We start from the raw sequence: 21,224 nt of genomic DNA on the forward strand, positions 1-21,224 counted from the left end.
TTTTCCCCCTAATTGTGTTTATAAAAAAATTATATATTAAACGATGAGAATAACAAGTGATGTAAGTTACAAATTGGCGAAGTTTTCTACTTTGCATTCTAATCGCTTATTCATCGAATCAGGCTTGTCCTGTCAAACGGTGCAACAGCATCGTCAGAAACCGTCCACTGTCCACTTCAAGGCAAACCTCGACATTACCGTCCTCCGCACGGACAGCGACGGTCCGCCCTGTCTTCGCACGGTGATCGTATTCGACGGTCACTTTCATTTTTTCGGTTTTGACGAGCGAGCGATCGATGAGAATCGAGACGGTGAGCGGGTCATGCATAAACGTTTTATCGGACTTGATAAAATCGAACCAGTACTCCATCTGGCGGGCCAGCGCGGCATTCAGCGGATCTTTCGTCGACTGCAGCCGTTTGCGGTGTTCATCGGTAATAACGACCTGTAGGGTGACGTCCAGTCCGACCATTACGATTGGAGCGCCGCTGTCAAATACAACGGACGCCGCTTCCGGGTCGCTGACAATATTATGCTCAACCACAGGCAGTTCGGCGGCGTTGCGGCCAAGTCTGGTAACGCCGCCCATCAAAATAATTTCTTTGACGTTGTGAGCGATCCTCGGCTCGCGGATCAGGCATGCGGCGATATTCGTTAGCGGTCCGATCGGCACCAGCGTAATTTCGCCCGGATTCGCCATAATGGTATCGATGATGAAATCGACAGCATGGCGCTCTTCGTAAGGAAGCGATTCTTCTTCCTCAATAAGCCCTTTCCCTTCGTGTCCAGCCATCCATACTTCACGGTTGCCGAGCAGCGGCCGATCCAGACCGGCGAATACGCGAACGTCTTTTCTGCCGCCGTGTTGAAGCATTTTGACAACCATACGGGCGCGTAAATCTGCATCTCCGTAAACCGTCGTGACACCTTCGAGCATCAGTTCCGGTGATTTCATCGCCAGCGCAAGCGCCATGGCGTCATCAATATCGCTGCCGATATCCGTGTCGATAATTAAACGGTGCATATCCTATTCCTCTCCTAATGCCTCGGTTATTATCCATCCTGCACCAGCGGTTTTTTGCGATGGCGGAAGTCATGTTATGATTTTATCAAATTTTAAATAAAATTGTTATAAGATTTCGGAATAAAAATGCACCCGATGGAATGTTCATTAGTCTAACCCGAGGGATTCTCTAATGTGCTTCCTAAGGGTGCACTTCACATGATCAGCAGCGCCTTCTTACTTGTTCCATGCTATTTCGTTCATACGGGTTACGCAGCTTTAATCCATAGACCTTCCCCTGACCCATCAGGAAATCGGAAATAAATCCCCCGAAAGGGGGATTTTGTGCTCTAATGTTAAGTTAAAATGCAATGCAAATCTTCCCAAAATACGAGCCCTCCGCCAAGTAACGCAGCGCTTCGACAGCGCGTTCGAATGGAAATACACGGTCAACGACCGGGCGAAGCCCGTTTTGCTGTATTGCCCGGTTCATTGTTTCAAACATGTCACGGCTCCCGACGTTGATTGCTTGCAGGCGCGCTTTTCTTAAAATAGCGGGGATTATTGCAAAACCATCCACCTGGTAGCCCGAAAGACCTCCTACCAAGCTGATCTGCCCGCCTACCCGCAGCGCCGCAATGGACTTGTTCAGTGTAGCCGATCCTCCGAGATCAACGATATGGTCTGCTCCGCGTCCGCCCGTCAGTTCAAGAACGACCCTATCCCATTCAGGCGTTTGTTTGTAATTGATTCCGAAATCCGCACCAAGTCCCTTCGCTCGCATAAGCTTCTCATCGCTGCTTGACGTTACGATTACGGTTGCTCCATGAAGCTTGGCGAATTGAAGCGCGAATAGAGAGACTCCGCCTGTTCCTTGAACGACAACTGTATCGCTTGCTTTGACTTTGCCCTCTTGGGCGATGGCATGCCATGCCGTCACTCCTGCGCAAGGAAGGGCTGCCGCCTCTTCATCCGTCAAATGATCGGGCACACGAACCAATCCTTTCTCGGGAAGTACGGCATATTCCGCAAGCAGCCCATCCAGCGGACTTCCCAGCGCACTCACCCAATTCTCTTGTGTAGCCTCTCCGGAAATCCAACTTTGAGTAAAAATACCGCTCACCCGATCACCAATCTTGAACTTCGTCGTATGCTCTCCTAAAGCGACAACTTCGCCCACACCATCAGAAACCGGAATTAATGGTCTATTCAAATCGGGATTATAAAACCCATCAATTACACCCAAATCTCTGGAGTTAAGAGAAACCGCGCGCATTTTGATGCGAACTTCACCAGGACCAGGAACCGGTATTGGACGCTCTGCTGCCTTTAGTTGATCTATTCCAAATTCACCTTGAATCTCGTATACTTTCATGAGAAATCTCTCCTTTTTCGAATGGTATAGACATACATTAATACATATACTACACTTAAGTAAGGAGGCACTTAATAGTGTCCAGGGAACCTAAAGGTGCACAGGGGGACGTCAGATGAATTCTCCATTTTCGACTAAAATCGTAAAGCCCGATATATCGTTATCTATTTGCGGGTACAGCAAAGTACTTGAGATCGTTTCCAACAAATGGACAGCGTTGGTCGTCTATGCAATGGAAGATGGGATTATTCGGTACGGGGATATAAGAAGACGAATCGAAGGCATATCCAAAAAAATGCTCACCCAAACACTCCGGCAACTGGAACGGAACGGATTGGTGAAACGTGTGATTACGCCTTCCGTCCCACCAATCGTCGAATACTCACTCACTGGGCTGGGAGAATCTTTGCTTGAGCCCATGAGAGCGCTGAATCAGTGGACGAAGGAAAACTACTCCCAGGTTGAACAGGCCAGAGAGAGCTATGATCGAGTTATTAACGAGGAATAGAGCCGCTTAAACTAAACCAAGCAGAGGAGCGCAAGGATGAGCGAAAATAAACTCACCATCACCGCCATTTGTGGAAGTCTTCGAGAAGGTTCTTTTAATAGAAAAGTGTTAACGGCAATGGAAGAGCTTGCGCCGAAGCATTGGGAGATTCGTCGTGCTGACTTGTCGAACCTTCCACTTTACAATGCGGACATTGAGAGCCAAGGCGATCCTCAGTCAGTGGTTGAATTCAAAGAAAGCATCCGGGAAGCGGACGGCGTGCTGATTGTCACCCCAGAATATAATTCGGGAATTCCTGGCGTGTTAAAAAACGCTTTAGACTGGGCTTCGCGTCCGGGTAAAAGCTCCGTGTTGATTCAAAAACCATTTGCGATTGCAGGAGCTACTCCGGGCAGCGGCGGAACAGCGCAGTCACAAGCCCAGGTGAGACAGACACTGCTTGCCATGAATGCCTATACAATGCCGGGGCCGAAAATTCTCATCGGCGGGATTCACGAAAAACTGAATGAAACGACCGGAGAACTGGACGACGAATCCACTCTTCGCCATATCGAAAAATTCCTGATAGCTTTTGAACAATGGATCCATTTTTTCAAGTAACTCCAAAATGAAAGGCATGATGTCAAGATGAGTGAACAAAAAGTGTACTACGGGAAAGATATCAATGTGATTTTTAATTCGGAAGTTTGTATTCATTCCGGTATTTGCGTTAAGGGGTTTCCTGCCGTTTTTAATTTAAGCAAGCGCCCTTGGGTTGATCCCGATACCGCCACTGCGGACGAAATTGCCCAGCATATTGACAAATGTCCAAGCGGAGCGCTGACGTATACACGTCTGGACAGCGAGAATCCAATGAAGAAAGAGGAATTGAACATGCATATTGTTGAACATGATACCGCCCACAAAAGATTCCTTATTCGAGATAAAGGTGCGATTGCCGCCGAAATGACGTATGTAACCTCAAGTCCGGAGCTTTACATTATTGATCATACTCTGGTCGACAATGCATATCGGGGACAGGGGCTTGGGGACAAGCTTGTCAACGCAATGGTGGAATATGCGCGGGAAAACGGTATTAAGATTATACCTTTATGTCCGTTTGCCAAGGGAAGATTTGAGCGTTATTCCGAATACTCGGATGTACTCCACAACTAATCGCTATAATCTATTCAAGTTCATTCCAAAGCTCCCGCAGCGTTATGCTGTTGAAGCTTTTTTCCGTTCCCCGTTCGGCTTGGACGACGTCAAGGACGAATTCACGGGCGCTCCGCCTTTGCGCGATCCGGATTACTTTCAGTGAGCTTTCAGTCAAACTTCAGATAGGTTTAAGCTTCTCATTGGATAATGGGTTCACAGATCGGAACTCGAAGATTGGAGATGAAGACGTGAACAAGAAAAAACCGTATGTGAAGCTTGCCCTTGATGCTGCAATGGGCATTACTTTTGCTCTGCTGTTCAATACTAGGGTGTTTGGAGGGTTGGCCTTTCACGAAATTGCCGGAATCGCCATCGGCTTTGCTATTCTGACTCACATCTTATTGAACCTTAATTTTGTCAAAAAAATCACCCTGCGCCTGTTTGACAAGAGCCTTCCCCGTAAAACGCGTCTTAGCTACGGATTAAATGTGCTGCTGCTATTATCCATGATCTTTGTTATTTTCAGCGGGCTAGTCATTTCCAGAGTAGTTCTTCCGAACTTCCAATTTGGAAACGAACGCTGGTTTGAAGTTTCCCATATGAGCATAGCCTATCTCACGCTTGCTCTGATCGGGATACACATTGGCCTGCACTGGCATTGGGTGATGAAAGTGATGCAAAGGCTGCTGCACCTGAAGATGTCAAAAGCCCGTGCGCGAATTCTAATGACCGGCGCCGCGGTCGTCGTATTGCTGTTCGGTGTGTACCAAGTGTACGCGACTCAATATATTTCCAGGCTTCAGATGGTCGGAAACGTATTCGGCGTCCCGACTGCTGCGGCAGAAGAGCGAGGGATGCAGCGGCGTGATTTTGGTGGAAAGCCCTCCATGAATGACGGATCGGCGCCGACCGAAGGGACGGGTATGAACCAGGAGAACGGCTTCGGTCGTCGGACTATGGAATCTCCCAGAGGGGAGCATGGCGGTAACCTCCAAGATACAAACTTCGTTAACGTAATTATGACCTATTTCGGAATAATGGCTGTTTTTGCAGGAATCACTTATTATGCAGATAAATGGGCAAGCCGAAGAAAGCGGGCACTCGCCGCGTAAATAAGACGCCATGCGAACTCCAATTTCCAATAAAACGGGATTGGAGTTTTGTTGTTTATTCTCGAGAGGGCCTTCGTTTCATACAATGCGGATTGACACCAAGGATTTCGCCCTTTATAATTCAAACAAACAATTAAAACAATCATTTAAATCATTTGTTTTAATTGATGGAGAAATTATACCATTATGAATTTTGGGGAGTGAGATGCTTAATGGGTACAATCAAGGAATTTTTGAAAATGAAGACGACGAAAATCGGCATTGCCACCGCGCTGCTCTTTCAGTTGATCTTTTCCATCATCTGGATGACAGGCTATGAGGGCGTGTCGGAACAGATCGACAAGCTGAGTATCGCGGTCGTGAACGAGGATATGAAAAGCGGTGCCGTTATTGCGAAGCAGTTGTCGGCCGCGCTGCCCGTCAAAGTGGAGACGGCAGCGGATATGGAATCCGCCCGAGAGCGGCTGGATGACCGCCGCATTCAAATGATCGTGCACATTCCCGCGAACTTTACGGCGCTTGCGGCGAGCCGGGACGGCAAGGCGGCCATTCAGTATGTCGTGAACGAATCCAATCCTTCAATGATCAAAAGTATGATGACCTCCATCGCCTCCCAGGTGACAGCAGCAGCGAATAAGCAGGCCATTGCGGCGGGTACCCAGGCCGCGCTGTCGCAGGGAATGCCGGCTGAGAAAGCTGCGGCCACGTCAGTTCTCCTGTCTGAGCGGGTAGTGTCGGATATCCAGTCGGTGAACATTGTTGACGGGACGAACAACCAGATGGTGCCGATGATGATGGTGCTCGCCTCGCTCGTCGGCGCGATGATCATGGCCCAGAACTTTGAAATATCGGCGATGGCGATTTCCGCCCGCACGGGACGCTGGCAGCGGCTCGGCGCCCGCTTCGCTATTACGATTCCGGCGGCCATCGTCGTTTCGCTCGTCGGAACTTCGCTCGTCATGCTGCTCGGCGGACAGGTCGAACGGGGATTTTGGGCCTTGTGGAGCTTCCAGACATTGTTCGTATTCACGTTCATGCTCGTTGCGCAGGCACTGGTTGCGCTGCTCGGCACAGCCGGCATGCTGCTGAACATCGTGCTGCTGTCCATGCAGCTCGTGTCGTCCGGCGCGATGATTCCGCGCGAGCTGCTGTCCGGCATTTACGTCAATCTCGGAAGCGTACTCCCGGCTACTTACGCGGTAGAAGGACTAATGAACCTGCTGTTTGGGGGACCCGGGAACGGCAGCATTGCTGCGGCGCTGCTCGTTACTGCGGCGGTGATGGCGCTCGTGATGACCGGAGTGACGGCCCTGCGCAGGGAACCTGCGGCTGACGGAACCACTTCGGCGACAGCTCAGTCCCGCTCTGGTACGGTCCCCGAATCATAAACGGTTCGGATTGCCGAATCGGACACCTGCCACGGACCTCACTGGAAAACCTCCGTTTGTCCCGCTTATAATAAGAGCATATATAAGGGATGGTTTCGTTCCGCAAAGGGGAAATGGAAAAGCATGGGCTCAGAAGAAAATGACGTTAAGCTGCGCATTTTGCAGGCTGCGAAGAAGCTGTTCGCGCAGCAGGGCTTCAACGCTACGACCGTACGGCAAATATGCGAAGAGGCGGGCGCCAACGTATCGCTCGTCTCGTATTATTTTGGCGGTAAAGATAAAGTGTTTGAAGCCTTGTTCAAGGAATATTTTTCGCACGATATATTAGATGGAGATGAACTATCCCGGATGGAAGCGGTCTCGGGTCTCAAATTGCTGATACGGGAAATCACCGCGTACGGGCAGCGCGAGCCGGAAATCGTCAGTCTACTGCAGCAGGAGATCGTCTTGCAGTCCCCGCGGATGGACAAGATTCAAGAATTGACGCTGCCGATTTGGACACTGCTCCGGGATTGGCTTAAGCTGGGCCGGGAGCAGGGCGTGTTTCATTTCCGGTCGCTTGACCATACTTTCATCAGCGTGCTTGGCAGCATTCTGTTTCACAACAAAACGTTTTATTTCAAGCAGCTTCTCGACAATAATGAAGAAGATCCGAATTGGTTTCTGGAGGATTTGACCCGGTTTATTTTCCAGGCGATCGGTTACGAGGAACAAGGATAAGCATTGCGGCCAGCCGGTTTACCGAGCAACATTATTCAAGAATTTTCTTTCTTTTCATATTATAATGACAGCACATTGAACTTGAAAAGAAGGTGCAGGCGATGACTCGCGAGGTTCGAACGGTCTGTTTCGATACGGATTTAATGCTGGAAGCGTATCGGTTTGAAGGGATCATGCAGAAGTTTCCCAACCATTTTCATGACTATTATGTCATTGGTTTTATTGAACAAGGCAAGCGGCGGCTGATTTGCAACAATGAGGAGTATATTCTAAACAGCGGAGACGTGGTCATCTTTAACCCTCAGGATCCCCACGCCTGTGAACAGGTAGACGGGAGGACGCTCGACTATCGCTGCATCAACATTCAACCGGAGGTCATGCGCCAATATGCGCTTGAAGTAACGGGAACGGATTATTTGCCCCGCTTCGCGCCAACCGTCCTTTACCGCAGTGAACTGGCAGCTTCCCTGCGTGAACTGCATCTGATGATAGTAGAGCAGCAGCCCGATTTTCAAAAAGACGAATGGTTTCTGTTTCTTCTGGAGCAGCTGATGAGAGAGTATTCAGACATAGGTACGCCTTATCCCTCTCCGAAATTCAGCGCTGAAATTAATGTCATATGCGAATACATAGAGTCACACTATACCCAAAGCATTACTCTGGATCAGTTAAGTCATTTGACAGGACTGAGCAAATATCATTTGCTGCGTTCATTTACACGGGCAAAAGGAATCTCGCCGTACAGCTATCTCGGAACCGTGCGGATCAACCATGCGAAAAAGCTTTTGGAACAGGGAATGCCGCCTATCGATGTGGCCTTTCGAACCGGTTTTAGTGATCAGAGCCACTTCTCAAATTTCTTCAAAAAAATGATCGGCTTAACCCCTAAGCAATATATGCGGATATTTATTCATGAAACGGGATCGAAACGGTCAGAGGATGTACGTGTATGATGGATCATCACAAGAGGATTACCGGACACCTGCTCTCGTTATTCACGATTTTAATTTGGGGAACTACCTTTATCTCCACAAAAATACTGTTAACCGATTTTGCTCCCGTTGAAATTCTGTTTTTTCGATTCCTCATCGGGTATATTGTCTTGTTCCTGCTCTATTCCCGTCCTATCCGTACGAAGACTTTTAAGGAAGAATTGCTGTTTATATTGGCAGGACTTTGCGGCGTCACTTTATACTTTTTAATCGAAAATATAGCCCTTACTTATACGCTTGCTTCCCACGTAGGCGTGATTGTGTCGATTGCTCCCTTTTTCACGGCGGTTCTGGCTCACTTCTTTTTGGAGGGCGAGAAATTAAGTGTTCAATTTATGATCGGATTTGCCATTGCGCTGACCGGAATCGTGCTCATCGGGTTCAACGGAAGCCTTCTCCAGCTGAACCCTGTCGGGGATCTATTGGCATTCTTGGCCCCTGCCGTTTGGGCAGTGTATTCCGTGTTGATGAGAAAAATAAGCGGGCTGAACCATCACACCATTGGCTCCACCCGTAAAGTGTTTTTTTATGGATTGCTATTTATGCTGCCTGTTCTATTTTTTCATAAATTCAATTTTGACTTGGATCGATTCCATGACATTTCGAATGTCACGAACCTTTTATACTTGGCCTTTGGAGCCTCCGCAATTTGTTTTGTGACCTGGAACTTGGCGGTAGGCATCCTGGGAGCGATCAAAACAAGCGTCTACATTTATATGGTGCCTGTGATTTCAGTAGCGGCCTCCGCCCTCATTCTGCATGAACAGATCACCTGGGCAACCCTTGCAGGAACCTTCCTGACTCTTACCGGATCGTATATTTCAGAGCGGAAGCCTAGTGCGATTAGAAAAAGAGAGGTTCCCTGCGAACAGACTTAAATGATCGGACACCCCGTCAATGACAGTTACGTGTTAATCAACTACGTCCAAGTCCATCTCCCCGCTCGCGTCATATGGCAGCCAAACGGGCTCCGAGCTCAAACGCCTTTCTGCAGTCGACGGGGAACTGTTCCTCTCTTACTCTGGCTTTCTGCACAGCGTCGAATTTGGAAGCTTCATACTTGGAATAATCGGTAAATTGATACGTATCGCAGGAGAGCAGAATCTCCGAATCCCCGCCCAGTATCTGCAGCAGATTCCGGTTGCTCTGGAATACCGACTCGTAATTCATCTCTTGCATTCGCTCTTCTGTGACATTCATAGTATAGATAAAGCCCGAGTTGATCCTGCCCGCAAAAGTAGATCTTTCTCCGGTGTTGTAGGATAGATTTGGGAACAGCAGCCGCTCCAGAAAGCTCCGTACTTCTCCGGTAACATTGCCGAAATAGATGGGGGAACCAAGCAGGAGAGCATCGCATGCCAGAATTTCCCCGAGCACCTCCTTCAAATCGTCTTTCATAGCACATAATCCGCCCAGCCGGCTGCCTTTTCTTTTGCAGGATAAACAGCTCGCGCATCCCTTGAAATTCAGATCGTACAAATGCACCAGCTTCGTCTCCGCTCCATGGGCCTGTGCCCCGTAGAGCGCTTCCTGAAGCAGCGTCGCGGTATTGCGGTTTTTTCGCGGACTGCCGTTGATTGCAATAACTTTCATCTTTCCTCACTCCTTCCAGAGCATAAAAAAAAGGTTCGCAAATCGCTCCCAAGAACAATTATACGAACCTTTGAGCTTATTTTCACATGAAATCATTCAATACCACGGAATAGATATCTTCAACCAATTGTAGTGCTCCATTATATCCAACGTAGGATTTACTTAGTACCATCTCATTGCCGATGGGTGCGGAAACCGATAGCTGATAGGCGTTCAAGTCTCTTGCAACCACCCGTTCCCAAGAACTGCCCAGAATGATCGGGCGGCTTCTGATTTTTAATTTTCTGATTTCTTCTTCAACAAAACCCCCGTCATTGGAAAATACCGTTTCGGCAACGATATCACTAGTAAATTTCTTGAATTCCGCGGATACACTGTCCTGAAATTTTATCGGCGTATCATCGGTGATGAACTGCTTCTCCGGGATTAATCCCATGTCATTGGTCAAAAATCTGGCGATTCCCAGCGCATACAGGCTGTCCGCCACCGTTATGAACCGTCTCGGCAGCAGTCTTGTTTCCAACAACGTATCAGCTGCTCTTTCCAAATAGTAGAAATACCGTTCCTCTTGCTTACGGATGACATTTTCAACTACTGAAGGATCAATTCCGGCGAATTCACCTACCGCTCTCAGGAAATTGGAGGTTTCAGTCGGACCGACCGGAAGCGCCGGATAATGCAGAAACGGCGTGCCGAATTTGTCTTCCAAATGCTCAGCATTCCGGAGTCCCACCCATGGAGAGATCACCAGATTAAACTGCGCCTTGGGTATGTTATTGAGAGCTTCAACGCTGCTATCCGGTCCGAAGATCACATTCGGTTTCAGCCCGAGCGAAGAAATGAGAATGTTCAGCTGCTCGATGTCACCCGACCAGAAGGTATTCTGATAGGGTACTGACGACCAGATATTGACCAGTCCCGGTTCTACCTGCTGCGGCTGCAAATACTGGTCGATAATGGCATCCAGAACCAGTTCATGACCGACCAGATTGCTTCCCTTGAACCCGCCGGTTTCAACATATACAATCGGTTTGCCTTGATCCTGGAATTTTCTTGTAACCTCCCCCACATCATCCCCTATAATATCCGATGTGCAGCCCGTAAGTACGACGAAAAGATCACCATCGATGACATCAAAGGTATTGGTGATGACTTTACGCAGCTGGTCCGTACCGCCAAACACCACTTCTTTTTCCGAGGCATTGGTGCAGGGAATCGCATGTCCCCCGACATATCCTGAACCTTGATGGCCGTTCTGACTTCCGAGTGTCGTCCACAGCTTGGCTACGCAGCCCGGACCGGCATGAACGATGGGCACCGCTCTTTTGATGGCCAGTACCGATTCAAACGCACCGAGTGTGCACACATGTCTGATTTGCTCAACGCACTGCGACATTTTTCTTGTTCTCACTTTCTTTTCTCTTATTTTTTTGTTTAAGGAATTCGAAGGGGTCCTGCTCCAGCCACCATTCGGTATAGGGCAGCTGAATTCGTTTGGACAGATTCAAGGCAAGACTATTGTTGGTCAGCGCATCAATAATGCGATGTCCGAACTCGATCGTTCCCTGATAACCGAAGGCGCTGTATTCATCGCTGACCATGATGGCGGGAATACCCATTTTTGTAGCCCAGACGGACATTCCGGGATGTCTTCCGATAAAAATATCCGGCTTGACCTTTGACAGCAAATTAATGACCTCGTGATTCTGCTGATCGCTTACGCTGACCGGGATATCTTTGTCTATCTTGGTCAGTTCCACTGTGCAGGAAGGGCATCCGCCATGATCATGCTTGGCATCGTAATGCCAGGAGAATCCCCATACTACTTCCATGCCGAGATCCTCGAGAAACCGAATATAGTTATGCGCGAAGCTCGGCCCCATGCCGACGACCACTTTTTTGCCTTTGAGCTTAAACTTGATCTCTTCCAAGTCAGGCGCAGCAATCACCTTTTGTTCCGCAAGATACTCTTCAACTTCTTTCTCCTTGCCCACTGTCTCTCCAAGCTTTGTGAGCCAGTCGTCAAATCCGGAAATCCCGTGCGGCTGCAGCGCCGTTACATAAGGGACGCCAAAATTCTGCTCCAGGCCATTCCCCATATAACTGCCGAGCGTGCCGCAAATACTGATTGTAGCCGCGGCTTCCGACCATCTGGAGATTTCCTCTATGTTGCTGTAGGGTATTCCGAACTGAGGCACCAGCCCCAAACGCCCGAAAATCTCGGTAATGACAGCCCGTCCACTGCCCGCAAAATTGATGACATTAACCAATTCGGGACGCTTCTTCTCGGCAGGCTTAACAATTCGCGACAATAGGGCATGGAATGCCGCATCAAACCCGGAAGCCCAGATCTGTGACCGGAATCCTTCGCAAAAAACGGGAACAACGGGGATGCCAATCTCCGCTTCAACATTTCTCATCGTGCTTTCGATATCGTCTCCGATAATGCCGGAAGCGCAGGATGTGGTCACAAAGATTGCTTTGGGATTAAATCTTTCATAGGCTTTCAGGATGCCTTCTTTCAGAATCTGGTCTCCGCCAAATACGACAGCCTTTTCCGACATATTGGTATTGATGATTCTAACGTTTCTCTGGTTCCAGTCTCTGATTCTCTGTCCCCATTGAAACCCCGCGTTTGCGCCCGCGACGTCACCCGCACAGCCGATCGGCCCATGATTGACGATAGCCGCGTCCGTAATCGAAGATAAATACCCTTGTGCACAGCCCGAGTTACAATTTGTAGCCTGGCTGAATCCTCTGGATGCATTTTTCAGACATCCGGATTGTGATTGTTCCGCCAAATCCTTGATCGTTCCTTGGTAACCTACGATGGATTTCAGTCTTTTTTCTCTGATGGTTACCTGTGAGAGATTTAAATTAATTGACAATATTAAAACCTCCATCTAACTTAAATTGGTTTGACTCACTCCTAAGGCGCACACCATTATTTTTTGGCTGTTGCCAGGTATTGTGAAAAGCAAAGACGGACAAGGAATCGGTTTGACGAAAATAATTGGGAGTCGCCTGGATCATGGGAGCGGTTGGTCTTGCCCGCGGCATCATCCAAGGAAATCGTGGTGATATGGGGGATTCTAGCGATAAATAGGCACTGCGTTTTAATCCGAGTAATCTCATCTTATTAATGTTTTTACTAGTATAGCATTATTTGGGTATCCGTCAAGATTAAATATCAGATTTTAAGCTTAAGGGAGTTCATATTGGTTAACAATGTAAAAGGGGCCGGACAAGGATACATCCGCTAAGGCCTGCCATTTCAGACAGCTTCAGAAGGAGGGTATAACATGAGCGAGGAAGAACAGGAACTCCATGAGCAGAAGGAATTTGACCGTACTGCGCTGGATAAGGAAGAACAGAATGCCGGTGACAGAGGCTTGCATATGAAATCCGACAGCGAGCTGGAGCAGGAGAAGAAATTGGTTGAGTCCATGGATCAGCCGGATAGCTTTGAATATTAAAAAAGAAGGCACCAAAGCGCCGGCTATCGCAGCTGAGAAAGAGCTGCGGTAGCCGGCGTTTGGCAAAATGATTATTTTTTGCCCAAATGCTTGATCACGACATTTTCAAAGACCGCCTTGCCGCCTTCTGAAAAAAGTGTGATTCCTTTATCGTTCCATCCGGGGAAAATGACATTGGAAAAAACGACAGATCCATCATCAACAAAAACTTCGATGCTTGTCTTATCGACGAGGATTTTTAAATGCACCTTTTTCTTGCCGGCATCGAACGGCGCCCTGCTTTCCACATAGGTTCCGCCCTTGTCGGGCTGCCATGTATTTCTTCTATTGACATAGCTGTAACTGCCTTCAACAAAAACCCCGACATCGACATGCCGCTTCTTGTCTGCAGATTCCCGAAGTCTAAATCCCGCATTCTTGAGATCAGACCACGATATGTCCGCGTCAAGCTGGTAAGCATCTCCGGTTGTATTAAGCGTTCTAGTGCCATTAACCTCGATTCGTTGAAAGGATTCTGTTGATTGGATCAATTGATTTAACGCCTGAGTGGGCTGTGAAATCAATTGGTACGTTCCGCCCTCAGACTTAAGCTTGATTTGACGAACGATCGAATTCATTCCGTTATAGCCTTCCCGCAGCGTCGGCGTAGTATGGGGATAATCCCAGTTATTCATCCAGGCCAAAGCATAACGATGGCTGTACTTATCGCTGCCCGCCCCCTCTTCAAACGTTACAGCCGCATACCAATCAAATCCGTAATCGAGCCACTGCGGCTCCTTGCGATCCGGGACAAATTCCTTACCGTTAAAGTTTCCGGTCCAGTAAGCGTAGGTGTTGGGTTTACCTGCCGGTTTCCCGTTTGCGCTGACGCCGAAAATCCATTGATAAGTCCCGTCATCCGCCCGCATCATATATAGATCAGGGCATTCCACAAGCCCGATATTTTCTGTAACGAAACCGCTGATATAAAGCCAATCTTTTAAATTGGAGGATTCGTAAAAACCTACTTTCGTTCCTTCCGCCATGGTCATGATCCATTTCCGGGACTTGTCATCCCAGATGATCTTAGGATCGCGGAAATCATGCGTGCCCGGATTGGCCAGAACAGGCTTATTGCTATAAGAGATGAACTTTTTTCCTCTGTCCGTACTGTACCATAAATATTGTTCCTGCTTTCCGCCGTCCGCAGATGGCTGTGTCACTATCGCCACCAGCGCCTCTTTGCCAAAGCCTGCCGTATTGTCTTTGTCCACAACGACCGATCCCGTCCACGGATCGCCGTTTCGGTTCGTATATTTCGGAATGGCCACCCCTTCATCTTTCCAGTGCACCAAATCCGTCGATGTCGCATGCCGCCACTCTGTACCGTTTCCTTGGGGATAGTCACGATTGTAGAGATAATAGTAATGATACTTGCCATCCAGATAAATCGGCCGCTGAGGGTCGTTCATCCATTTGTCGGGAGTCGTGAAATGATAGCTGGCCCGATAGGAAGGCTTTTCTTTAGACAGTGGAGGTTCTTCATTAACGACGGTTTCCTCTTTTCTGTCATTTGTTGAATAATGAACCGCCAACCCTGCCGTGATCAGACCGGTTAAACAAATCACCCATATAACGAGTCGTCGTTTAAATGCATTCTTGTTGTTGTTCATTGAATCCCTCACTTTATGAAAAAAAAGAAAATGCCAATGTAAACATCGACATTTTCTTTTCTTTAATTATACCAGAAAGCCTGTTGTTATTTGATCGTCAATTGTCCTTGTTCAAGGATGCTGTCTTTGACAACCGAAGTTTTGGAGCCTTTAATGTTTACCACGAAGCTTGGCGCAAAGGTGGACTTATGATCCTCGAAGAAACCCCTGTTCGTCATGTAACTCGTGATTACAACATTGTTGCCTTTGACTTGCGGTACAGCAAAGTGAGCGTAAGACCAAGTAATATCTTTAGGATCAAGATCCTGATGCAGTACAAGTCCAGTACCGTTCAGAGGCTTGTACGGTCCGTTTATGGAATCCGCTACGTAACCCAGCATGTAGATATCTTCCGGACCGATTCCGTCAACGACCATTTTGGCTCCTCTTGTATCCGTGAACAAGTACCATTTGCCATTCAGCTCAAAGATGTTCGCCCGTTCAATTTCATCCGTTACCGTATTGGATGCGATCAGCGGCTTCATGACTGTTTTCAGTGTGTAATCGTCATTGAGCTCAATTATGCCCAGCGCCCCGTTTGCCAAAGTAGCGAGAGATTTTTTAGGACTTAGCAGCAGTTTATCTTTCTCATTTTCAAAGAACTTGTTGCTTCCGCCATAGTAGGCTTTGTTAAAGAAGGAGTCATCCCCTTGATAACCCGTTTCCGTTCCGGTATTTGCTTCAAAGACAAGGTATTTGCGGCCATTGTCTTCAACATAGTGAGGGTCTCTTAAGGTATGGTTATCGGAGTAGTCTCCTCCACCGAAAGCTTGGTCGACATTTTGATAGATTTTTCCGTCTCCGCCGTCAAAGATCGATTTGAAATCTTCTACGCCGTCCACTTTCAGCGTACTGGAATCCGCCTCGGATACATTGATTTGAGCTGTAGTCAGGGTTTGCTTACCGAAGAAGCCGTGAGCCGGGTCCCAGCCATGACGGTTGGTGTAGAACAAACGAACTTCGCCATCGGAAGTCAAGGTTGCGGAACCCGACCACTCTTCTCCTTGCTGGTTCAGAATCGGATCATTAGGCACGTACTTGTCGCTATCCTTGAATACTCGGCCTGCATTTTTCCAAGCATCAATGGAGTTGTCGCCTTTCTTTTTATAGAACAAGTAGATAAATGTATCCCAGCCTTTTTTCGGATCGCCTGCCAAGCCGAATACAACATCGTAGCCTTTAAAGTCCGCTACCGTACCATCGGCGTTCTGCAGCGGCCAGGTGTCCCATACGTCCAGATCGATGACATTACCGTTGGCATCCAAACCTTTGGCGGAAGGAATGTTCTTGATCGTCGACGCATCGAATTGCGGGATTTTAAATTGTTCGCTGGTTTGTTGTTGAGGAATCTTCAGAGCATCAAAGCGTGTGATGTGGGAAAAGCCGTAGTCTTCTTTGTAACTCTGACTGTCATTTCCTTTTGCAAAAGCTGAAGTACCCCCACCTACCAGTAAAGCTGTTGTAAAAGTTACTGCTGTCGCTTGCTTCACAAACTTTTTGATATTCATACCTTGTCTCCTTTTCTCCTTCGAATTTTTGTTACTCTCAAACAGAAAAAGACCTAAAAATTCCTATGGAGATATCAATTGATAGCATTGCTATCCCCAATCGGAGTTTTTAGGTCTTGCCTGATTAAACAGTAACAATCCCGTAATATTTTGTTGTCACGGTTATTGTATATTTTCGATCAACGGTCTGCCTATAGACCAAAACTCCCGTTTTAATTAAGGACAAAAGTAGGGGTTTCTTCTCGGTCTACCACATATATTCCTATAATTATTGTTACTATTTCACAGTTTCAAAGGGATAAAGATGGTTTAGTGGGAAATTACATCAAATCCCTTTTATTCAACTATATCACATTAAAATATTGAATTTTTAATACCCGAGCGATACAGGTCTATTGACGCATATCGCTTTCAGGCAATGAGTTTGCACCGTTTGATGCGTGTCCTCAGTTGATCGTCAATTGCCCTTGTTCAAGGATACTGTCTTTGACAACCGAGGTTTTGGCTCCCTTGATGTTCATCAGGAAGCTTGGCGCGAAGGACGAACGATGCTCCTGATAGAAGCCGCGATTGGTAATATAGCTGGTAATCACGACGTTGTTTCCGTCAGCCTGCGGAACCGCAAAGTGAGAGTACGTAAAGGTAACATCAGCGGGATCGAGATCCAGGTGCAGGACAAGTCCGGTGTCGTTCAATGGCTTGTAAGGTCCCGTCAGAGAGTCGGAAACAAAGCCCAGCATATAGATATCTTCGGCGCCGATTCCGTCAATGGTCATTTTGGAACCTCTGGAATCCGTGAACAGATACCATTTGTTATTCAGTTTGAATACGTTGGCCCGTTCGATTTCATCCGTTACGGTATTGGACGCGATCAGCGGCTTCATGACTGTTTTCAGCGTGTAATCGTCATTCAATTCAATCATGCCGAGTGCGCCGTTCGCCAGGGTGGCGTCATGCTTTTTAGGGCTTTGCAGCAGGCTTTCTTTCTCGGCTTGGAAGAACTTTTTATTTCCGCCATAGAAAACTTGGTTGTTGAATGCTTCTTCACCCTGGTAACCCGTTTCTGTGCCGGTATTGGACTCGAATACGAGGTATTTATGACCGTTGTCTTCTACATAGTGAGGATCTCTAAGCGTATGATTGTCACCTGAAGCATAGGCTCCTTCATCGATAAACTGCTGAACATTTTGATATGTTGTTCCGTCGCCGTCAAAGATGGATTTATGATCTTCAACGCCGTCCACTTTCAGCGTAGCCCCATCCGGCTGCGACAGGTTGACTTGAGCCGTTGTTATCGTTTGTTTGCTATAACCCGTTCCGCCATCTTCCGGCGCACCCGAGAAATCCGTATAGAACAAGCGAACATTACCGTCTTCGGTTAATGTCGCGGAACCGGACCACTCTTGGGTCTGATACTTGAGGATCGGATCATTGGCGGCGAATTTATCGCTGTCTTTAAATACACGGCCGGCGTTCTTCCAGCTGTCGATCGATTGCTCGTCGGCTTTTTTATAGAATATGTAGATCGAGGTGTCGTTACCGTCCTTCGGGCTCCCTGCCAGAGCAAACACGATCTGGTAGCCATGATAATTCGCTACGGTGCCGTCGGCGTTTTGCAGCGGCCAGCTGTCCCACACGTCCAGGTCGATCAGATTGCCTTGTTTATCATAGCCTTTCGCCGAAGCGATGTTCTTGATGGTGGATGCGTCGAACGCCGGCACTTTAAACTGTTCGCTCGTCTGTTGCTCGGGAATTTTCAGCATGTCAAAGCGTGTGATGTGGGAAAAATCATACGTTTCTTTGTAATCCGTACTGTCTTTAGCCTTGGCCAAAGCCGAAGTTCCGCCACCTGCCAGTAATGCCGTTGTCAAAGTTACTGTCGCCGCTGTCTTCACAAACTTTTGGATGTTCATTCTTTCTCTCCTTTTCCGTTTCAAATGTAGCTCCTGATAAATAGAAAAAGACCTAAAAATTCCATTGAGGGTATCCCGCGATCACGGAAGCGATCCTCAAACGGATTTTTAGGTCTTGCCTGTTTACCAGTAACAATCCCGACAATATTTTGTTGTCTGGACTAATCTTATATTTTATAGCTCACAATAACTATAGACCAAATTTCCTCTTTTTGGATAAGGAGAAAAGAAGGGGATTCCTGCTAGTCTATCCTCATATATTCCTAATTATTCCTGAATAGTTTAAGGTATTTATAATTTAATGGAATATAAAGTGAATTATGAATGAAAGAGGAATAATATCAACGATGTCTAAATCTGATTTTCAAGATAATGAGCAGCAACAACGGAATGCCAGCCTGAAATGGCAGATGAAAATAAGGAGGTATAACTATAAGCCCCTCCTCCAGATGCTCTGAAAAGTTATTCGCTATTATCATGGAGGAGAATAATATACAAAGGCCAATAGTCACGGCAAGCTTGTTATACGTTATTTTAAATAAATCAGAGGCTGCCAATACGGCGGCAAAATAAAAGGTGCCAATTTTGAAATAACTGCTGATGATAAGAGACAGCAGAACAAGGACATCCAACCGTTGAAGAATTTCGGCGATATTCACTTTGCTTATAGCCGTATAAGTCGGGAATGTTGCACGGCTAACGATATCACTCCCCAGGATAGCGATGTTCATCGAGATTGTCAGACTAATAAGAAGTCCGCTTAGTGCGATGCCGTATGATGCGGTACGGATCGTTTTAGGGACTGTTTTCACATAGGGCAGCAGCATCAAAAACGCAATCATTTCTCCGAAAGGGAATGTGTAAGTAAGCGGAAATGCAGTGTGAATTACAGGCATAAAACCATTTCCGAGTACCGGAAGCAACCGATTAACGTCCAATAGTCCAGATAATATTATGAGTATATAACTTGCAAGTATAAATAAAAGAAGGATGAAACAAAAAATTTGAGTGGTACGGGCAAATACTTCAACCCCTCTTGATATCAAGTAAGCTAAACTGAGCATCATTAGTACTTGAATTGGCAATAGTGGAGTTTCATCATAAGTCGAAGATATTAGCAGCTCACCAAAATCGCGCAAATTACGTGAAGATATATAGGCGAAATAAGTCATATATGCAAAGCCTATCAGCCACCCGATCCGTGTGCCTACGGCCTTGCGGATTAGTGATGTTATCGGTTCGGTTGGGAACATGTGATATAGCGGTCCGTAAATCCAACCAAAAACAGCTACCCCTATTAACATTCCCAACAGTACCGCAAGCCACGCATCTTGTTTTGCACCCGTACCGATTGAAATCAAGATGGCATTGCCAGGATGGATCAACATGTGTTTTCTTCATTGCATTTATGGTACTTGTAACTTCTTTTTCAATTTGCGATCTCCATAACCGTTCCAGATCATTTATCGTACCTGCTTTGTTCAGCGGAAGCTTGCAATTCATTTCGCTCACAATTCCTTCCTCCAAAATATGTACATAAAAAGATGGTTTACTGTTAACGATTCGCACCTTTATTTGTGATTTGGAACGAGTGGTTTCAATAGAAACTCCGTTCTTTTTTTCATTACAATCAATCATTGTTATCGTACTTTTCATCGTGTTCGTTAAGCGTACAAATCCTCTTGCCTGATCGCCATCAAGCCAACCGATAAGCTTATCGCCTTTAAATAAGGCCACTCCGGATATCTCGAGATTAGCCTTCGGCCCAGTAGATGATTCTGCGATTTTCTCAGCCAGTCGGATGCCGCTAATTGTCGGATCTATACCAGGGTCATTTAGGGCGCGAATGATGTCGTCCACCTGCCAAATTACATGATGTGACCAAAGTTTCTTCGTCAGTTTAAATTCACCGATAACCGCCTTGGCTTGTATCTTTTCGAGTGGATCAGTAGCAGAGATAATATCCTCTGCTTTCATTCCACGTGCAACCAGAAAGTAGGAAGACAACCTGGCCTCGTGTGAACGCTCAAAAAAGTCAATAATATCACTGATTCCTTTGCGCGCCAGATTCTCTCCGATAACAATGAACTGAGCATGAGAGAAAAACAGTTGTCTTGGCACATTTTCCGATGATTTTCGAATAGCTTCAAATATGGATGTGCCGGTTAATATTCATTCAAATCCTCTAATATATCTATACCCATCGCCGTGATAATTGTTCGACACCTTTACCATGCTGCATTTTGAAATCTCCTTTACGGGCATTCAATCCTGGTTCCACATGGCAGGCTTCCCAATGGATGATTCCGCCCTCTTTCGATTTCTGCTGCAGCCTAGATGGCTGGATAACGATCTTCAGACAAAGCTCGCCTGCTTAATCTTATACCGGTATGAGAATGTCTTTTTTCAAGTACACCGCAGCATGGATATGGATGATCCAGCTCTCAGTTCCCCGCTGCATCAAATTCTCCTTCGGATGATGAACCATCGAACGCTCTACGGAGAAGAGGAAACCGTGCTGGATTTATATCTTCTCCTGCAAGAAGACCGGCAGAAGGAAAAGCCGCTTTATCCATCCTTTCATCATCTGTTCACCTCTCTAAATGAGATGGAATCGTAACGGGAGGAGAAGCGGATGGATATTGTCAAAAAATTACGCGTTAGATTTAACTCCTACGCTTTTTTTGATTTTCGCCCTATGGGGCATCTTGGGCTTTATCTTTGACCCGGAGCAACATGCTTATCTTGGTGGTAGCCTGCTCTTTTCGTTCACGAAGATTAGGATCTCAACTGGACCGGCAGAAAGCC

Annotated in this window: 19 protein-coding genes and 1 pseudogene; 10 read left to right on the forward strand and 10 right to left on the reverse strand. The window is 47.0% G+C overall.

The window, feature by feature from the left end:
* Window positions 1–118 precede the first annotated feature (118 nt).
* Together PUR_RS16005 and PUR_RS16010 are read right to left on the reverse strand one after the other, a co-directional pair.
* Complete coding sequence (locus PUR_RS16005) at window positions 119–1,024, reverse strand: nucleoside hydrolase (protein ID WP_179036103.1); 906 nt, start codon at window positions 1,022–1,024, stop codon at window positions 119–121.
* Between the two features lie 340 nt (window positions 1,025–1,364).
* Window positions 1,365–2,378 (reverse strand): zinc-dependent alcohol dehydrogenase family protein, encoded by a 1,014-nt coding sequence (locus tag PUR_RS16010; protein WP_179036104.1) that lies wholly within the window; start codon window positions 2,376–2,378, stop codon window positions 1,365–1,367.
* A 115-nt stretch (window positions 2,379–2,493) separates the two neighbouring features.
* On the opposite strand from PUR_RS16010, the gene PUR_RS16015 reads away from it, so the two are divergent.
* The 8 genes from PUR_RS16015 to PUR_RS16060 all read left to right on the forward strand — a co-directional run bounded on the left by PUR_RS16015 (window position 2,494) and on the right by PUR_RS16060 (window position 9,113).
* The gene (locus PUR_RS16015; RefSeq protein WP_179036105.1) at window positions 2,494–2,886 is read left to right on the forward strand and encodes a winged helix-turn-helix transcriptional regulator; all 393 of its coding nucleotides are present in this window, start codon (window positions 2,494–2,496) and stop codon (window positions 2,884–2,886) included.
* A gap of 36 nt (window positions 2,887–2,922) precedes the next feature.
* Complete coding sequence (locus tag PUR_RS16020) at window positions 2,923–3,486, forward strand: NADPH-dependent FMN reductase (protein ID WP_179036106.1); 564 nt, start codon at window positions 2,923–2,925, stop codon at window positions 3,484–3,486.
* Between the two features lie 27 nt (window positions 3,487–3,513).
* Window positions 3,514–4,041: a GNAT family N-acetyltransferase gene (locus PUR_RS26575; protein ID WP_442953718.1), complete on the forward strand. Its 528-nt coding sequence runs from the start codon at window positions 3,514–3,516 to the stop codon at window positions 4,039–4,041.
* A gap of 230 nt (window positions 4,042–4,271) precedes the next feature.
* Entirely contained in the window at window positions 4,272–5,135 is an 864-nt protein-coding gene (locus PUR_RS16040; RefSeq protein ID WP_232101532.1) for a DUF4405 domain-containing protein, read from the forward strand.
* Window positions 5,136–5,347: 212 nt separating this feature from the next.
* The gene (locus PUR_RS16045; protein ID WP_179036108.1) at window positions 5,348–6,523 is read left to right on the forward strand and encodes a YhgE/Pip domain-containing protein; all 1,176 of its coding nucleotides are present in this window, start codon (window positions 5,348–5,350) and stop codon (window positions 6,521–6,523) included.
* Between the two features lie 123 nt (window positions 6,524–6,646).
* Entirely contained in the window at window positions 6,647–7,243 is a 597-nt protein-coding gene (locus PUR_RS16050) for a TetR/AcrR family transcriptional regulator (protein ID WP_179036109.1), read from the forward strand.
* Between the two features lie 101 nt (window positions 7,244–7,344).
* Window positions 7,345–8,196 carry an AraC family ligand binding domain-containing protein gene (locus PUR_RS16055; RefSeq protein ID WP_179036110.1) on the forward strand — a complete coding sequence of 284 codons (852 nt, stop codon included), beginning with the start codon at window positions 7,345–7,347 and terminating at the stop codon, window positions 8,194–8,196.
* Complete coding sequence (locus PUR_RS16060; RefSeq protein WP_179037948.1) at window positions 8,196–9,113, forward strand: DMT family transporter; 918 nt, start codon at window positions 8,196–8,198, stop codon at window positions 9,111–9,113. The genes PUR_RS16055 and PUR_RS16060 overlap by 1 nt, the downstream gene beginning before the upstream one ends.
* Window positions 9,114–9,183: 70 nt before the next feature.
* Here the strand turns inward: PUR_RS16060 and PUR_RS16065 are convergent, their stop codons facing one another.
* From PUR_RS16065 to PUR_RS16075, 3 genes are all read right to left on the reverse strand, one after another.
* A complete protein-coding gene (locus tag PUR_RS16065; RefSeq protein WP_179036111.1) occupies window positions 9,184–9,828 on the reverse strand; it encodes a flavodoxin family protein in 645 nt (214 codons plus the stop codon).
* Between the two features lie 82 nt (window positions 9,829–9,910).
* On the reverse strand, window positions 9,911–11,239 hold the full coding sequence (locus PUR_RS16070) for a nitrogenase component 1 (protein WP_197970093.1): 1,329 nt from the start codon (window positions 11,237–11,239) through the stop codon (window positions 9,911–9,913).
* Window positions 11,208–12,716 (reverse strand): nitrogenase component 1, encoded by a 1,509-nt coding sequence (locus tag PUR_RS16075; RefSeq protein WP_179036112.1) that lies wholly within the window; start codon window positions 12,714–12,716, stop codon window positions 11,208–11,210. Before PUR_RS16075 ends, PUR_RS16070 begins: the two co-directional genes overlap by 32 nt.
* Before the next feature lie 414 nt (window positions 12,717–13,130).
* On the opposite strand from PUR_RS16075, the gene PUR_RS16080 reads away from it, so the two are divergent.
* The gene (locus PUR_RS16080) at window positions 13,131–13,304 is read left to right on the forward strand and encodes a hypothetical protein (protein WP_179036113.1); all 174 of its coding nucleotides are present in this window, start codon (window positions 13,131–13,133) and stop codon (window positions 13,302–13,304) included.
* A 71-nt stretch (window positions 13,305–13,375) separates the two neighbouring features.
* On the opposite strand, the gene PUR_RS16085 is transcribed toward PUR_RS16080, so the two are convergent.
* The 5 genes and pseudogenes from PUR_RS16085 to PUR_RS16105 form a co-directional block, all read right to left on the reverse strand.
* On the reverse strand, window positions 13,376–14,956 hold the full coding sequence (locus tag PUR_RS16085) for a glycoside hydrolase family 32 protein (protein WP_179036114.1): 1,581 nt from the start codon (window positions 14,954–14,956) through the stop codon (window positions 13,376–13,378).
* Window positions 14,957–15,042: 86 nt separating this feature from the next.
* Complete coding sequence (locus PUR_RS16090; RefSeq protein ID WP_179036115.1) at window positions 15,043–16,503, reverse strand: glycoside hydrolase family 68 protein; 1,461 nt, start codon at window positions 16,501–16,503, stop codon at window positions 15,043–15,045.
* A gap of 446 nt (window positions 16,504–16,949) precedes the next feature.
* The gene (locus PUR_RS16095) at window positions 16,950–18,416 is read right to left on the reverse strand and encodes a glycoside hydrolase family 68 protein (RefSeq protein WP_179036116.1); all 1,467 of its coding nucleotides are present in this window, start codon (window positions 18,414–18,416) and stop codon (window positions 16,950–16,952) included.
* A gap of 341 nt (window positions 18,417–18,757) precedes the next feature.
* A complete protein-coding gene (locus tag PUR_RS16100; protein ID WP_232101533.1) occupies window positions 18,758–19,804 on the reverse strand; it encodes a GerAB/ArcD/ProY family transporter in 1,047 nt (348 codons plus the stop codon).
* Between the two features lies 1 nt (window position 19,805).
* A pseudogene (locus PUR_RS16105) lies at window positions 19,806–20,588 on the reverse strand (Ger(x)C family spore germination protein); the annotation flags it as partial.
* A gap of 124 nt (window positions 20,589–20,712) precedes the next feature.
* Here PUR_RS16105 and PUR_RS16110 point away from each other — a divergent pair.
* Entirely contained in the window at window positions 20,713–21,036 is a 324-nt protein-coding gene (locus tag PUR_RS16110) for a hypothetical protein (protein WP_179036118.1), read from the forward strand.
* Window positions 21,037–21,224: the final 188 nt, after the last annotated feature.

This window comes from Paenibacillus sp. URB8-2 (assembly GCF_013393385.1).
In the GTDB taxonomy this organism is placed as follows: domain Bacteria; phylum Bacillota; class Bacilli; order Paenibacillales; family Paenibacillaceae; genus Paenibacillus_AQ.